The sequence below is a fragment of the Geobacillus thermopakistaniensis genome (assembly GCF_000498995.1).
In the GTDB taxonomy this organism is placed as follows: Bacteria; Bacillota; Bacilli; order Bacillales; family Anoxybacillaceae; genus Geobacillus; species Geobacillus thermoleovorans.
Genome location: NZ_AYSF01000053.1, coordinates 1 through 13,972, shown reverse-complemented (window position 1 = coordinate 13,972; position 13,972 = coordinate 1). Strand labels below are relative to the sequence as shown.

Here is a 13,972-nt window from a genome sequence, read left to right as displayed (position 1 = left end):
GACACCCACCGCCAAGCGGTGCGTGTCCCTTTGTGTTTCATTATGTGCGCGATGTCTTTGGCTCGGTGCGCCCAAGTTCTTCGGCCGGTTTAAATAAAAGCGCCAAGTTGATCAAGCCGGCGATGCCGACCAAGCTGTAGATGATGCGCGACCAAACGGAGTCTTGGCCGCCGAAAATGGCGGCGACTAAGTCAAATTGGAAAAAGCCGATCAGTCCCCAGTTAATGGCGCCGATAATGGTCAACAATAGCGCAATGCGCTGCAATGCTCCCATCTTGTTTGCCTCCTTTGGAAAATTTCTTTTCAACTTATAGGATGAATCGCAGTCGTGAAAAATATGCATCGTTTGCCGCCAAAGCAGTTGGCTTTACAACCGGTGGCAGGCGCTGCCATAATAGATTCAGGAAAAGGAGGGCATCCATATGCAAGAGTTTATTTTCCGCAACCCGACGAAACTGATTTTTGGAAAAGGGCAGCTCGAACGGCTCAAAGAAGAAGTGCCGCGCTACGGCAAGAAAGTGCTGCTCGTGTATGGCGGCGGCAGCATCAAACGAAACGGATTGTATGAGGAAGTCATGAAGATATTGGGGAATATTGGCGCCGAGGTCATCGAACTGCCAGGCGTCGAACCGAACCCGCGCGTCTCGACCGTAAGAAAAGGGGTGGACATTTGCAAGCGGGAAGGCGTCGAATTTTTGCTGGCGGTTGGCGGCGGCAGCGTTATCGACTGCACGAAAGCGATCGCCGCCGGGGCGAAATTCGATGGCGATCCGTGGGAGTTTATCACGAAAAAAGCGCCCGTCACCGGCGCCCTGCCGTTTGGCGTCGTCTTGACGCTGGCGGCGACCGGGTCGGAGATGAATTCTGGTTCGGTGATCACAAACTGGGAGACGAAAGAAAAATACGGCTGGGGCAGCCCGTTTACGTTCCCGCAATTTTCGATTTTGGATCCGACGTATACGATGACCGTTCCGAAAGACCATACGGTTTACGGCATTGTCGATATGATGTCGCATGTGTTTGAGCAATATTTCCACCATACGCCGAACACGCCATTGCAAGACCGGATGTGTGAAGCGGTGTTGAAAACCGTGATCGAAACGGCGCCCAAACTGATCAACGATTTGGAAAACTACGAGCTGCGCGAGACGATCATGTACTCGGGCACGATCGCCTTAAACGGCTTCTTGCAAATGGGCGTCCGCGGCGACTGGGCGACGCACAATATTGAGCATGCCGTTTCCGCCGTGTATGACATCCCGCACGCCGGGGGATTGGCGATTTTGTTCCCGAACTGGATGAAGCATGTGCTCGATGAAAATGTCAGCCGTTTCGCCCAGCTCGCGGTGCGCGTCTTTGATGTCGATCCGGCGGGCAAATCGGAGCGGGATGTGGCGCTTGAAGGCATCGAGCGGCTGCGCGAGTTCTGGTCGAGCCTCGGGGCGCCGTCGCGGCTTGCGGACTATGGCATCGGCGAGGAAAACTTGGAGCTGATGGCCGATAAAGCGATGGCGTTTGGCGAGTTCGGCCGTTTCAAAACATTGAACCGCGATGATGTGCTCGCCATTTTGCGCGCTTCCCTGTAATGAGGCGATGCGGCGGTTTCGCGAATCAATCGATGATGGCGCCGGCTCGGCGACGGAATCTGCCTGAGCTGGCGCTTTTCCTATTTTCTTGGTTTGCCTGGGTGCGCTCCCAATCCCGCAGGACGGCGGAAAGGGAGGAGGGCGCGAAAAACAGCCGCCTCGCCCGAATCCATGGTTCTCGAATGAGGAAAAAGCACAACGTTGATTACGTTTCTTGAGGCGAGCAGCCTGAGCCCCTAGAAGGCTGGTGAAAAACGAGTTTTGTTCCCAAATCGGCGGCGTTTCATCAGGAAAGAAGACGAACCTCACAAGGTTTCTCTAATTGAAAAATGATTGGGATAAGCTGTCTTTTTCGTTGCATCACCATCCCTCCAGGTGTCACGCAAGGAAATCGGCGCGGCGAACATGGCAAAAAATGAATCCGTTTCCAAAAAGGTGGGCTGCTTGATTTCCCTTGTTTATTCCGCTAAAGTGAAAGAAGGCAATGATTCTTGAAGGGGAGGCGGAAATCGATGACCCACATTCGCTTTGACTATTCCAAAGCGCTCGTCTTTTTTGGCGAACATGAGCTTACATACTTGCGCGATGCCGTGAAAGTCGCGCATCATTCGCTTCATGAAAAAACCGGTGTTGGAAGCGACTTTTTAGGCTGGCTTGACTGGCCGGTCGACTATGACAAAGAAGAATTCGCACGCATCAAGGAGGCGGCGAAAAAAATCCAATCGGACTCTGATGTTCTTGTCGTCATCGGCATCGGTGGCTCGTACCTTGGCGCGCGGGCGGCGATCGAGATGCTGCACCATTCGTTTTACAACGCCTTGCCAAAAGAAAAGCGGAAAACGCCGCAAATCATTTTTGTCGGCAACAACATCAGCTCGACGTATATGAAAGACGTCATCGATTTCTTGGAAGGGAAAGACTTCTCGATCAACGTCATTTCCAAATCGGGGACGACGACCGAGCCGGCGATCGCCTTCCGCATTTTCCGCAAGCTGCTTGAGGAGAAATACGGCAAAGAGGAAGCGCGCCGCCGCATTTACGCGACGACGGACAGCAAGCGCGGCGCGCTTCGGACGCTCGCCAATGAGGAAGGGTACGAGACGTTTGTCATTCCGGATGACATCGGCGGCCGCTACTCGGTGCTGACGGCGGTCGGGTTGCTGCCGATTGCCGCAAGCGGCGCGGACATTAACGCCATGATGGAAGGAGCGGCCAAAGCGCGTGACGATTTCAGCTCCTCGGAGCTTGAGGAAAACGCCGCTTACCAATACGCCGCCATCCGCAACATTTTGTACAACAAAGGGAAAACGATCGAGCTGCTCGTCAACTACGAACCAGCGCTGCACTATTTCGCCGAATGGTGGAAGCAGCTGTTCGGCGAAAGCGAAGGGAAGGATCAAAAAGGCATTTACCCGGCTTCCGCTGATTTCTCGACCGATTTGCATTCGCTCGGCCAATACATTCAAGAAGGGCGCCGCGATTTGTTTGAAACAGTGTTGAAGCTGGAAGAACCGCGTCATGAGCTGATCATTGAAGCCGAAGAAAACGACCTCGACGGGCTGAACTATTTGGCGGGAAAAACGGTTGATTTCGTCAACACAAAAGCGTTCGAAGGGACGCTGCTCGCCCATACGGACGGCGGCGTGCCGAACTTGGTCATCACGTTGCCGAAGCTCGATGAATATACGTTCGGCTACCTTGTCTACTTCTTTGAAAAAGCATGCGCCATGAGCGGCTACTTGCTCGGGGTGAATCCATTTGACCAACCGGGAGTGGAAGCATACAAAAAGAACATGTTCGCCCTCCTCGGCAAACCAGGCTATGAGCAGTTGAAGGAAGAACTGGAGAAACGGTTGAAATAACAACGTGTTCCATCGCCAAGCCGCTGTTTTCTCGGGGGAGATGACTCGCGGCTCGACCCGAGTCGCGCCCAAAATGGCGGACGGAACGACGGAAAAAGCGCCTCTTCCCTTTTGCGGGGGAAGAGGTGTTTTGTTATACATGAACCGGGTCGTTCGGCCGCACAACGCCCGGGCGAGGGTTTATTGCTCCCTGCCGTTTTTCGCCAAGCGTCTGAAGCTGCCGCGGACAAATAATCCCCGCCGAACGGGAAACGATAAAAGAAAGGAGGGATTGTGCATGATTGAAATGCCATCGCGTTTGGAAGGAAAACAATTTCAACTGTACCATTTGGAAGAGCAATTAAAACCAATGGGATATACAATCGGCGGCGGGTGGGACTACGATCACGGCTATTTCGACTACAAAATCGCCGATGACGCGGGCTATCAGTTTTTGCGCGTGCCGTTTCGGGCGGTCGACGGGCAGCTTGATTCGCACGGAACGACGGTGGAGCTTGGGCGGCCGTTTTTGCTTGCGCATAAATACCAACGGGGCATCGATGATTTCGCCGATGTCGGCAACATCAGCGCCTCATTCAATCAGTTTGCCGAGCCGCAAGACCCGGATGCGACCGTACCCGAGCGATACATTTCCGTCGGAAAGGCGCTTGTCCAAGAACTGGAGCGCCGCCTGCTCGATTAAGGGGCAAGCGCGAACAGGCGGTCGCTTTGTTGAATCGGGCGGTCCGGTGCAACGGAAATCGCTCCGTGATCTCCATGGATGACGCCAAGCAGCGTCACGTTTTGCTTGAGCAGCTGCTGTTGAACGGCGGCGAATGGCTGGCCGATTTGCTGTTCGTCTGGCTCGAGAAGGCAGAGCGTCTGTCCGTCCAGGCGGTAAAGCGCCGTCTCCCACACGCTGGCGGCGCCCGGCGAGCGAAGGCTGGCGGCCATGGCGAAACTCGCCAGCAAGTTTGTCTGAATCACCTCATCCGCCCCGGCGCGGAAGGCGTTCTGGACGTTTCGGCCCGTTAGGATTTCCACGATGGCGTACACCGACGGGTTGAGGCTTTTGGCGGCAAGCAGCGTGACAATCGTATCTTTATCGGCTTCCGCTTCCGCTTTATGCGGATCGGCGGTGATGAGCAAAAAACGCGCTTCTTGAATATTGGCCTTCTCCAGCACCGCATCGTCGCTTGCCGTTCCTTTAATGAAATGAACCGGCGCGTTCAGAAGCGGGTGGGACGGAACAGTGGCGTCGATGAGAACGAAGCGCATGGAGGCGTCGTGCCGCGCGAGGCGGAGCAGCACCTCGCGCGCCCGCTCGTTCCAGCCGACGATCACCGCATGGCCGCGCTCTGTATACCGGAGCTGTCCGCTTGTAAAGGCGGTTTCCCGGGCGGCGGCCGCGGCGGAGACGGAAGCGAAATAAGCGGTGAGGATGCCGGTGCCAAGGATGATAAGCCCAATGGCCGCGAGTTTTCCGGCGGCCGTTTTCGGGACGATGTCGCCGTAGCCGATTGTCGCCGACGTCACGATCGCCCACCACACGCCGTCGAACACCGTGCGGAACGTCTCTGGTTCAATGAAGCGCATCAGCGCGCCAAACAGCACGATCAACGCGCTTGCCGAGACAAACAGACGAAGCACGGGCGGCCAGCGCCAATACGATAACAGCACGTTCCTTGTTCTCATCGTCCACCCCTCTTTTGCTTTTGTCTTTTTTAGTGTGAGCCGTTTTTGCATAAACATTCCTGTTTTTTCCCATACTAGGAAACGGAACATCACAGAAAGGGGACAGTGGTCATGGATATGAACCGTGTCAAACAAATCGTTTCTTCCCCTGCCGATATCCCGGTGTATTACAACGGCGTGTCGGTATGGATTGACGGGTATGATGAAGAAAAACAGACGGCGACCGTCCATTTGCGCGATGGCCGGCTTCATGAGCGCCGGGATGTGCCGGTTTCGGAATTGACGGAAGAGCGGGAGTGAAAAGGGGAGGCCGGCTGACAGTGCGGGAGCCTTCTTGCGTTGCTTGGTTCGAGTAAAGGCGTTTTCCGGCATGAAGCGTCCGGGCGGCCCGCAAGAAAACGGTTGTTGTTCGCCGTCTGTTTCGTGAACAAGACGGCTTTTCAGACGACAATCAGAGGGAGTCGGTGCAAGGACGTAGACATCGGATGAAACGTTGATGGAGCGAAAGACGGGGAAATCCGCCGCTTGCCGAACGACATGTCGGGCAAGCGGCTTCGTTTTGTCAGACAGCGGATTGGCGGCGCGTCCGGGCAACGCGCACCGTCAACAGCAAGGCGCAGGCGAAAAAGAGAATATCATCGATTCCGTAGACGAGATGATACCCTCCAGCGGCAAACAGCGCGCTGCCGATCATTGGTCCGAACGCCATGCCCATATAGCGGAAAAAGTTGTACACGCCGATCGCTGTCGAGCGGTTCGCTTGAAAAACGTTCGTCAGTACGGTCGTCTGCACTGGGAGCGAAAGGCCTAAAAACAAGCCGAACAAGGCGATGGCCAAAACAAGCAGCGAAAGCGATCGTTGGGCCGCGATCAAGAAAAAGAAAATGGACAGCACGGTCAAGTACGATGCCGCCAAGAGGATGCGCCGCTCCGGGAAGCGTCCTTGAAGGCGCCCGCCGAGGAAGCTGCCGATGACGATCATGGACGACATCGCCAAGTACACCGTCCCTTTTTCCTGCGCCGACAGACCGTACCGATCCGTCAAGATGCTGGGCAAAAAGACGAGAAAATTATACAGCGAGTAATATTGAACAAATCCAAGCAGAACGATCGACGACCCGGCACGGCGGCGGAGCACTGAAGCGAAGTCGGAGAGGCGAAACGGGGACGAAACGGCCGTTTCCGGTTTCGTTTCCTTCAGCAGCAGGAAATTGCCGGCACCAACTAAGCCGCCGACGGCCACAAGCGCCAAAAAGACGGTGCGAAATGGAAAATGCTCTGCCAAAAAGCCGCCGACGATCGGCCCGACGACAGGGCCAAGTGAGACCATCATTTGAAACGTCCCCATCGCCCGCCCGCGCTCTTTGCCGGTGAACAAGTCGCCGATGACCGTGGCGGCGACGACCGACCCGGCTGCGATGCCAACGGCTTGCAAGGCGCGGAAAAACAAGAGCGCATAAATGGATGTTGAGAAAAAACAGCCGAGCGAAGCGGCGATGTAGATGACGATGCCGCCAAGCAGCACCGTCCTCCGTCCTTTCCGGTCGGTGAGCGGGCCATAGACGATTTGCATCATCGCCAGGAAGAAAGTGAAAATGGAAATCGTCAAGTTGATCAAAAACGAAGAAGTCGCAAACGCCTCCCGCACTTCTGGTAAAATAGGAGTGTAAATCGTTTGCGTAAACGGGCCGAGAAACGCGGCGAGCGACACAAGATAGACGACAAGCTGGCGTTTCATCTCTTTCCCCTTTCTTTGTTTGTACATATGTATCATTATACTCTCGCTTTTTTCACTGATGGAAATAAAATGACTGTTTGCAAAAGGGGAGATGGAAAGATGGAATCATGTTTGATCCGCGATGCGGCCGCGGCGGATTTGCCGCACATCGTCCGCATTTATAATGAAACGATCCCAAGCCGGATGGTGACGGCGGACTTGGAGCCGGTGTCGGTCGAAAGCCGGCGGGCGTGGTTTGAGGCCCATGACCCGCACAATCGTCCGCTTTGGGTCGTCGAGGACGACGGCGCGGTTTGCGCCTGGCTCAGCTTTCAGTCGTTTTACGGCCGCCCGGCGTACCGCCATACGGCGGAGGTAAGCATTTATATCGCCGAAACGCACCGCGGCCGGGGGCTTGGGACGAAGCTGCTCGAGCGGGCGGTCGAACGGGCGCCCGAACTTGGGATCAAGACGCTGCTCGGCTTTATTTTTGCGCATAATGAACCAAGTTTGCGGCTTTTCTCCCGCTTCGGATTTGAACGATGGGGATATTTTCCGCGCGTGGCGGAATTGGACGGCGTGGAACGCGATTTGGTCATTGTCGGCAAACGGCTTGTATAGAATGGGGGGAGGCGGGGAAGTCATAAGTAATGAGGATGAACGGAAAGAGGGAAGGATATGAACGTCATGCCGATTCGGCTGTTTACGATCCAAGATGGGGAAGGATTTGTCGCTGACGCGTTTCAATGCCCGGTGACCGGCAATTTGATTTACAAATCGTCTGGCACGCCGTCCGTTGTCGCATATGCAGACTTGACCGACGAACAAATCATGCGCCTTGAGAAATACGGATTTCGGCGGCTCGGCGAGTCGCCGGCGCGGATGGAAAGCGGCCCGGACGGCATTGAAGAGCTGCTGCCGAGGCAATGAGGGAGAAAGAAAACGAGGTGAAAACGTTGAAGAAAAGGCCTGCCCGCTGGGGACAGGCTTTTTCTTTTCCTCAGAAGGCCGGCGAAACCCAACGGATTCGCTCGATCCGTTCGTGAGAAAGCTCAAGGGATGAAACTGCGGCGCTGCAAGGTTTTTTCAATTTGAAAAACATTGTTGCAAAGCCTGATATTCGTTCCATCACCGGCCGTTGATCATGTCAACCGGCGGATGAGCCAATAGAGCGCGGCGGCCGCCGCTAGGCCAAGCAGCGTATAAAGAACCGGACGGCCGGATCGTTCGAGCGGCGTTTTGTTCTCCAAAGCCGGCGGGTGAACGGTCTTGGCCGTCTTTTCCCCGGTCTGCGGCCGCGTTTCCGTCCCTGCCCCCTCCCTCTCTCCAGCGGCGTGCTTGCCGTACATGCCCGCTCCGGTTCGTTTCGCCTCCTCGTACGCCTTGCGGACGCGCGCTTCGTATTTGTAATCGCCATAGTCATAAAAGTCTTCGACAAGTCCGGCTTTGGCGAGGTCTTCTTGCAGCAGGCGCTTGCCGACCCACACCCAGGCGAGCAGCCGCTGGTATTTGTCAAACAGCGCGTCTCCGTCGGTCTCAAGCAAAATGTTCCCTTGATGCAAGCGGGAACATGTAAATCGGCTTGCTTCTTTCCCATACGGTTCGACTTGGATCGTGCTCTCCGGCGTATCAATGAACAAAAACCTCGTCGTGTATACATGGCCGTTGACGCGGAATTTCGCCGTATCGCCGTCGATGCACTCGACCAATTCAGCCGGGTAGGTGCGGCCAAGGCGCAACGTAGAACGATCTTCTTTCTTCCCCAGTGTATGGCCGTCCAGGTCGATTCGCTCTGGGGTGAGATGCCGCTTGCATCGTTCATTGCCGTTGTATGTTTGAATAAGCTGGACAAGCTCTTGTTTCGTTTTCGCCTGCTTCGCCAGCGCAGTCGGCTCATGGAGCAAATACACGCAGTCGCTGCCGCGGAAGTGCCCGCCCAACTCATCAAGCTCGCCAGGGTGGGCAAAAGCGGAAATCGGGAACATCAACAGGAAACAAAACAAGAATATGACCATTCGTTTCAAAAACGATCCCTCCACTCGAAAAACATTTCTTCCTCTTGAACAAAAACCGGATGTCCGCAATGGATGGGTTTCAGCACACGATCGCACATGTTATGCCGGTTTTTTCCGTTTTTCAGCGAAAAATCAAGCCAATATGGCCGTTATCGCGCTGTTAGGCGGTTTGCGTTCGTTCACGATAAAGTTTATCAAAAAAGTGGAACGATGAGGAAACATCTCGTCTGAGGGGGAGAGGATGACATGTCCAACTTGCTTTTCGATGATCAACCGTTGGTCATTTTGCCGCAACTCGCTTTGGCGATCGGGTTGAACGAAAGCATCGTTGTTCAGCAGCTGCATTATTGGCTCAAGAAAAGCGAAAACGTCCATGACGGCTATAAGTGGGTGTACAACACGTATGCAGACTGGCAGCGACAATTCCCGTTCTGGTCGGAAAGCACGATTCGCCGGATCATTCTTAAACTGGAAAAAATGGGGATCATCGTCGCGGCGAATTTCAACCGCTCCAAGATCGATAAAACGAAATGGTATCGGATCGACTATGACAAACTGGCCGAAATAACGAAAGAAATATCAGAAATGTCGGACGGACAACATGGGCAGGCGGCAGATGATGGCGTGATGACCGCGCACAATGGTGTTTCGATCGTTCAAGGTGCGGTTTCGTTCACTCAAAACGGGGTTTCGTTCGTTCACGATGAGGGTTTGACGACGCACGATGGGGATTCGATTGTGCAAGATGGCATCTCGGCCGTTCAAGGCGGCGCTTCTGTGGTTCAAGGGGGGATGTTGACGGCTCAAGATGGCATTTTGACGGTTCAAAATAGGGTTTTGCCCACTGAAGATGGGGGGTCGATGAGGCAAAGCAGCGTTTCGACGATTCAACAAGATCAGATTTCGGCCGTTTACGATGGCGTTTCGATCGGCCAAAATGAGCAGACGATGGGCGAAACAGTCCGTCCATTTGCGCAAAATGAACCATCCAGCTGGTCAAACTGGGCGGTCGAGGTGCTCAATTTGACAAGACCAATACCAGAGACGACAACAGAGATGACATCAGAGATCAAAAGAGAAGACGAAGAAGACGCGCGCGTGCGCACATACAAGGAGATCGTTCGCTTCTGTGAGGAAAACGGGTTTGGCGTGATCGGCGATTATTTGCGGGAAAAGATCAATGCATGGGTGGACGATGCGTCCGAGGAATTGGTGTTGGAAGCATTGAAAATCGCGGTGGAAAACGGCGCCAAACGGTGGGTGTACGTGGAAACGATTTTGCGCGACTGGACGGAAAAAGGGTATCGCACCGTGGACGAAGTGCGCGCCGCGCGGTTGGCGTTTCGAAAAGAGCGGATGAAGCAACGATCCGCCCCGCCTTCATCCGATGGCGGCAGAACGATGCGGAAACCGATCCGCACCGAGATCGTGCCGGATTGGCTGAAGATGGATTACAGCCAGCCGGAAGACGACGACTTTGACATCGAGCAGGCGCGCCGTGAGTTGGAGGAACGTCTGAAAAAATACAAAACCAACCCGGACGGATGAAGCCGAAGGGCGTAAGAGTCCGAGGAGTCTCATCTCATGACGGGACGTGAACCGAGCGATTTCTTGTGTGCCCCACGATTTGAGGTTCAGTCAGGTCGTTCACTGGTGCTGGCGCCCCTTCACGTTTAGATGGTGGGAGGCTTCTTTTGGGAATTTGTTCACAGGGGGATGGCTCATCGCCATCTCCCGAAACAAAAATAAAAAACCCTTGCACGGCAAGGGTTGGGCAAATGGAGCATACCGGGCTCGAACCGGTGACCTTCGCGCTGCCAGCACGACGCTCTCCCAACTGAGCTAATGCCCCAAAAAAGGATATGGATGATCTGTCCATGTCCCATTATATATATGGATGCGGACAATTGCAATCCTTTTTTGATCACCCGCTTTCAATATCAACGTGCACGACATCGTCAATGGAGCGGATGACGTAGTAAAGTTCGGCGGTCGAGCGCTTTTGGTCAATGACGGCTCTTAGTTTCAGCAAATGTTCATTCTCTTCAACGTCTTTAATGCGCATCGTTTTAATGTTGATGTCCTGTTGTTTTAAATGGTCGATGACCTTTGTAATGTTTTTGGCGTCCGCCACGGTGATTTGCAACAGCACCTCTTTTTCGCGCAGCTGCTTTGGTCCAAAAAAATTGATCAAAAACGGAATGAGTTCCACACTGACAATGAGAAGCGCGACGCCGAACGCCGATTCCCAATAGAAGCCTGCGCCGACCGCTACTCCAATCCCTGCCGCCCCCCAAATGATCGCGGCGGTTGTCAGCCCGGTGATGCTGTCGTTGCCGCGGCGCAAAATGACGCCTGCTCCTAAAAAACCGACCCCGGACACAATTTGCGCCGCCAGTCGAAGCGGGTCCATCGTAATATGGTCTTTGAGCGGAAAGACGTACGCCGATTCGATCGAAACGATTGTAAGCAAGCAGCTGGAAATGGAAATCACAAGACACGTTTTCAAACCGACCGGTTTTCGCTTCAATTCCCGTTCCAGCCCAATGATCAGCCCGAGAATGGCGGAAATCCCTAGTTTGAGGAACGGATCAAACATCATCGTTTCTCACCTCGTTCATGGTATAATGTAAGAAAACGTTCGTGAACCATTTTTGTCCGCCCTTCCGCATGAAAGTGGTAGATCAGGGCGCACACTCCTTTTCGTAGAAAGTGAGTTGGCAGAAACATGAAGCCGCCAAGCACAGCAAAGGCTTATGCCGCTCTATTCATCGGCGCGCTTGCCGTGTCAACATCGGCCATTTTCGTCAAATGGTCGCAGGCGCCGTCCGCGGTGATCGCCTTTTATCGGCTCTTTTTGGCCGTCGCCATCATGACGCCGTTGTTCCTCCGGCATCGAAGCGAACTCCGAGGCGTCTCCCGGCGCGATTGGCTGTTTTCGCTTTGTTCTGGGGTTTTGCTTGCCTTTCATTTTATCCTTTGGTTTGAATCGCTCGACTATACATCCGTCGCCAGTTCGGTCGTGCTTGTGACGCTGCAGCCGCTGTTTGCCTTCGCAGGCGGCGCGTTGTTTTTCCGCGAACGGTTGACCGTCGGCGCGGTCGGGAGCGCGGTGTTGGCCATGATCGGCAGCATCCTCATCAGCTGGGGAGACTTCCGCGTCAGCGGGGAAGCGCTGTACGGCGATGGATTGGCGCTGCTTGCGTGCGCGTTTGTCACGGCGTATTGGCTGTTCGGCCAAGAGGTGCGACAACGGTTGTCATTGATGACGTATACCTATATCGTCTATAGCATCAGCGCGGCGGTGTTGTGGCTGTACGCGATGCTGTTTCGCCTTTCGCTGACGGCGTATCAGCTGACGGATTGGCTTTGTTTTCTCGCCCTCGCCGTCATTCCAACGCTGCTCGGCCATTCGGTGATGAACTGGGCGGTCAAATGGGTCAGCGCCTCGACGGTGTCGATGGCGATTTTATTTGAACCGATCGGCGCTTCCGCCTTGGCCTACTGGCTGTTTGGCGAACCGATCCGTCCGTTTCAATGGATCGGCGGTATTTTTTTTTTAACAGGAATCGCCCTGTATTTGTGGGAGAAAAACGAAAAAGGTCCGCTAACGGTGCAAGAACGCAGCGGACCCTAGCGTTCCAAAGATAAAGGAAGAGCGGCGGATCGGCAGGCGGAATTCATCGAAGCCGCGGGCGAATTGGGACAAATAAGCGAAATCGACTTGCGTGATATCGGGAAGCAGGTAAGCGGATTTCGTGGCTCCCCGCTTTCGTTTTCGATTGAGCGCGGCGATGATGCCCTCCTTTGTTTGAATGCCGATGCCATGCCCGTAAAAGAAGCCGTCGCCTAAGTAAATGGCATTTTCCCCTTGCCATTGCGGCGTCAACGGATCGAATTCCGGGTTTTTAAAATAGAGGCAATCTCCGGGGAGAAAGTGTTCATCTTTTTTTGTTTGAATGCCAAGATCCCGGTCGGTATGCCAGTCATACAGCAGCAAATCCGCAAACAGCCGGTTGAATGCCGCTGGATCGATTACGTCAAGCACGGCCTTGTAAAACACGATGACGATTGCGGTCGCGCATTCAAACGCGTATCGCTCGCTATGGACAAAAATGTCCTGAATCGCTTCGGAAGCCGTGACATCTGGGCGAAGACGGAAGCCGCCGCGCTCGTCCCGCGTCCAAAAATCGCTGTTGCAGCGCGAAAAACGGAAAATGGCAAACCGCGCCCGGCTTTTCGCCAACTCGCCCGCCGCCCGAACAATGCGGTCGCGCAAGGCGATTTCAAATCGAAGCTGGTGTTTATTTGCATACGTATACAACTTAGGCGAGGAAACAAGGGCATCTAAGATTCGTTGTTCGCTGGCCGGAAGCGAAAACGAACTAGAAACGTCAAAGTTGATTGGTGATAACACGCGAATCAAAGTGAAGAAGCCTCCTTGATGAAAGGATCGCAACAACGATATAGATGCAAAACGGAAAAGTTCTCCACGTCCTTGACGAAAAAAGTCGCTTGCCTATTTCGACCGCCCGAGGCAAACCGCCGTCTTCTTCGCCGCACCTTGGCGTGGCGGAAGACGGAACGACTACCTGCTTCACAGACCCAGGCGTGGGGCTGGAAGCGGCGTTGTTCGGTCGCCTGACAGTCCATCCAGTCGCTCTGCAAAAGCCGTCGATGTGAAGGCGTCCAATCGCATCTATATAGCGATGCCATAGAAGAAATGTATGCACTCGCGCCGGTGTTCATTCCCCTTTTTTAGGAAAAGAACGCTTTCCTGTGGGATGGAGAAGAGGGAACGGGGATGGATCAGCGCGTCCTAAAATTTTTTTAAAAAAGGTATTGCTTTTTTCGAGTTAAGGTGGTATATTAAAAAACGTCGCTGATCAAAGAGGTTGTTTGACAGCGATGCGAAGCAAAAAAGCAGTTGACATCCAAAAAGATGTTATGCTAACATAAAAGAGCTGTTTGAGAGAGACAAAACAGTCGAAAGCTTGTTCCTTGAAAACTGAACGAAACGAAGCGCAACGAAAAGCTGAGGCCCGCGGGTCGCCGCGATGGGCAAATGTTCTTCGCCTGCAGGGATTTACAATCCCGAAGGCGAAGGTTATTTGACCC

At 54.0% G+C, this 13,972-nt stretch carries 15 protein-coding genes and 1 tRNA gene; 9 read left to right on the top strand and 7 right to left on the bottom strand.

Annotated features, from left to right (window positions below; translation table 11 throughout):
* Positions 1-40 precede the first annotated feature (40 nt).
* The gene (locus T260_RS128355) at positions 41-274 is read right to left on the bottom strand and encodes a DUF378 domain-containing protein (protein WP_011232397.1); all 234 of its coding nucleotides are present in this window, start codon (positions 272-274) and stop codon (positions 41-43) included.
* Between the two features lie 148 nt (positions 275-422).
* On the opposite strand from T260_RS128355, the gene T260_RS128360 reads away from it, so the two are divergent.
* The 3 genes from T260_RS128360 to T260_RS0120380 all read left to right on the top strand — a co-directional run bounded on the left by T260_RS128360 (position 423) and on the right by T260_RS0120380 (position 4,130).
* A complete protein-coding gene (locus T260_RS128360) occupies positions 423-1,586 on the top strand; it encodes an iron-containing alcohol dehydrogenase (RefSeq protein ID WP_011232396.1) in 1,164 nt (387 codons plus the stop codon).
* Positions 1,587-2,098: 512 nt separating this feature from the next.
* Positions 2,099-3,448 carry a glucose-6-phosphate isomerase gene (locus tag T260_RS128365; protein WP_014196638.1) on the top strand — a complete coding sequence of 450 codons (1,350 nt, stop codon included), beginning with the start codon at positions 2,099-2,101 and terminating at the stop codon, positions 3,446-3,448.
* A 277-nt stretch (positions 3,449-3,725) separates the two neighbouring features.
* Positions 3,726-4,130: a YugN-like family protein gene (locus T260_RS0120380; RefSeq protein WP_013144366.1), complete on the top strand. Its 405-nt coding sequence runs from the start codon at positions 3,726-3,728 to the stop codon at positions 4,128-4,130.
* Here T260_RS0120380 and T260_RS128370 read toward each other — a convergent pair.
* Positions 4,127-5,122 (bottom strand): potassium channel family protein, encoded by a 996-nt coding sequence (locus T260_RS128370; RefSeq protein WP_025039315.1) that lies wholly within the window; start codon positions 5,120-5,122, stop codon positions 4,127-4,129. The two genes, T260_RS0120380 and T260_RS128370, sit on opposite strands and share 4 nt — an antisense overlap.
* A gap of 111 nt (positions 5,123-5,233) precedes the next feature.
* On the opposite strand from T260_RS128370, the gene T260_RS128375 reads away from it, so the two are divergent.
* Positions 5,234-5,422, top strand: coding sequence for an H-type small acid-soluble spore protein (locus T260_RS128375; protein WP_013144368.1), 189 nt, complete (start codon positions 5,234-5,236; stop codon positions 5,420-5,422).
* A gap of 262 nt (positions 5,423-5,684) precedes the next feature.
* Here T260_RS128375 and T260_RS128380 read toward each other — a convergent pair whose 3' ends face one another.
* A complete protein-coding gene (locus T260_RS128380) occupies positions 5,685-6,860 on the bottom strand; it encodes an MFS transporter (RefSeq protein ID WP_021321915.1) in 1,176 nt (391 codons plus the stop codon).
* A 99-nt stretch (positions 6,861-6,959) separates the two neighbouring features.
* Here T260_RS128380 and T260_RS128385 point away from each other — a divergent pair, with 99 nt between their 5' ends.
* A complete protein-coding gene (locus T260_RS128385; protein WP_015375705.1) occupies positions 6,960-7,460 on the top strand; it encodes a GNAT family N-acetyltransferase in 501 nt (166 codons plus the stop codon).
* A gap of 57 nt (positions 7,461-7,517) precedes the next feature.
* The gene (locus T260_RS128390; RefSeq protein WP_011232390.1) at positions 7,518-7,769 is read left to right on the top strand and encodes a hypothetical protein; all 252 of its coding nucleotides are present in this window, start codon (positions 7,518-7,520) and stop codon (positions 7,767-7,769) included.
* Between the two features lie 212 nt (positions 7,770-7,981).
* Here the strand turns inward: T260_RS128390 and T260_RS128395 are convergent, their stop codons facing one another.
* Positions 7,982-8,863 carry a thermonuclease family protein gene (locus tag T260_RS128395; RefSeq protein ID WP_013524499.1) on the bottom strand — a complete coding sequence of 294 codons (882 nt, stop codon included), beginning with the start codon at positions 8,861-8,863 and terminating at the stop codon, positions 7,982-7,984.
* A 237-nt stretch (positions 8,864-9,100) separates the two neighbouring features.
* Here T260_RS128395 and T260_RS128400 point away from each other — a divergent pair, with 237 nt between their 5' ends.
* Positions 9,101-10,402 carry a DnaD domain protein gene (locus tag T260_RS128400; protein WP_014196631.1) on the top strand — a complete coding sequence of 434 codons (1,302 nt, stop codon included), beginning with the start codon at positions 9,101-9,103 and terminating at the stop codon, positions 10,400-10,402.
* Positions 10,403-10,633: 231 nt separating this feature from the next.
* Here the strand turns inward: T260_RS128400 and T260_RS128405 are convergent.
* A tRNA-Ala gene (locus T260_RS128405) sits at positions 10,634-10,706 on the bottom strand.
* 72 nt (positions 10,707-10,778) lie between these two features.
* On the bottom strand, positions 10,779-11,456 hold the full coding sequence (locus T260_RS128410) for an MgtC/SapB family protein (protein ID WP_011232387.1): 678 nt from the start codon (positions 11,454-11,456) through the stop codon (positions 10,779-10,781).
* 126 nt (positions 11,457-11,582) lie between these two features.
* On the opposite strand from T260_RS128410, the gene T260_RS128415 reads away from it, so the two are divergent.
* Positions 11,583-12,491 carry a DMT family transporter gene (locus T260_RS128415; RefSeq protein ID WP_023634061.1) on the top strand — a complete coding sequence of 303 codons (909 nt, stop codon included), beginning with the start codon at positions 11,583-11,585 and terminating at the stop codon, positions 12,489-12,491.
* Here T260_RS128415 and T260_RS128420 read toward each other — a convergent pair.
* The gene (locus T260_RS128420; protein ID WP_011232385.1) at positions 12,462-13,280 is read right to left on the bottom strand and encodes a protein-glutamine gamma-glutamyltransferase; all 819 of its coding nucleotides are present in this window, start codon (positions 13,278-13,280) and stop codon (positions 12,462-12,464) included. The two genes, T260_RS128415 and T260_RS128420, sit on opposite strands and share 30 nt — an antisense overlap.
* Before the next feature lie 89 nt (positions 13,281-13,369).
* Between T260_RS128420 and T260_RS128425 the strand changes: the two genes are divergently transcribed.
* A complete protein-coding gene (locus T260_RS128425; protein WP_227016140.1) occupies positions 13,370-13,537 on the top strand; it encodes a hypothetical protein in 168 nt (55 codons plus the stop codon).
* Positions 13,538-13,972: the final 435 nt, after the last annotated feature.

Coding starts and splice junctions, on each gene's coding strand:
- T260_RS128385 (WP_015375705.1), top strand. CDS start 6,960: ATGGAATCATGTTTGATCCGCGATGCGGCCGCGGCGGATTTGCCGCAC.
- T260_RS128390 (WP_011232390.1), top strand. CDS start 7,518: ATGAACGTCATGCCGATTCGGCTGTTTACGATCCAAGATGGGGAAGGA.
- T260_RS128375 (WP_013144368.1), top strand. CDS start 5,234: ATGGATATGAACCGTGTCAAACAAATCGTTTCTTCCCCTGCCGATATC.
- T260_RS128365 (WP_014196638.1), top strand. CDS start 2,099: ATGACCCACATTCGCTTTGACTATTCCAAAGCGCTCGTCTTTTTTGGC.
- T260_RS0120380 (WP_013144366.1), top strand. CDS start 3,726: ATGATTGAAATGCCATCGCGTTTGGAAGGAAAACAATTTCAACTGTAC.
- T260_RS128415 (WP_023634061.1), top strand. CDS start 11,583: ATGAAGCCGCCAAGCACAGCAAAGGCTTATGCCGCTCTATTCATCGGC.
- T260_RS128370 (WP_025039315.1), bottom strand. CDS start 5,122: ATGAGAACAAGGAACGTGCTGTTATCGTATTGGCGCTGGCCGCCCGTG.
- T260_RS128360 (WP_011232396.1), top strand. CDS start 423: ATGCAAGAGTTTATTTTCCGCAACCCGACGAAACTGATTTTTGGAAAA.
- T260_RS128400 (WP_014196631.1), top strand. CDS start 9,101: ATGTCCAACTTGCTTTTCGATGATCAACCGTTGGTCATTTTGCCGCAA.
- T260_RS128380 (WP_021321915.1), bottom strand. CDS start 6,860: ATGAAACGCCAGCTTGTCGTCTATCTTGTGTCGCTCGCCGCGTTTCTC.
- T260_RS128355 (WP_011232397.1), bottom strand. CDS start 274: ATGGGAGCATTGCAGCGCATTGCGCTATTGTTGACCATTATCGGCGCC.
- T260_RS128410 (WP_011232387.1), bottom strand. CDS start 11,456: ATGATGTTTGATCCGTTCCTCAAACTAGGGATTTCCGCCATTCTCGGG.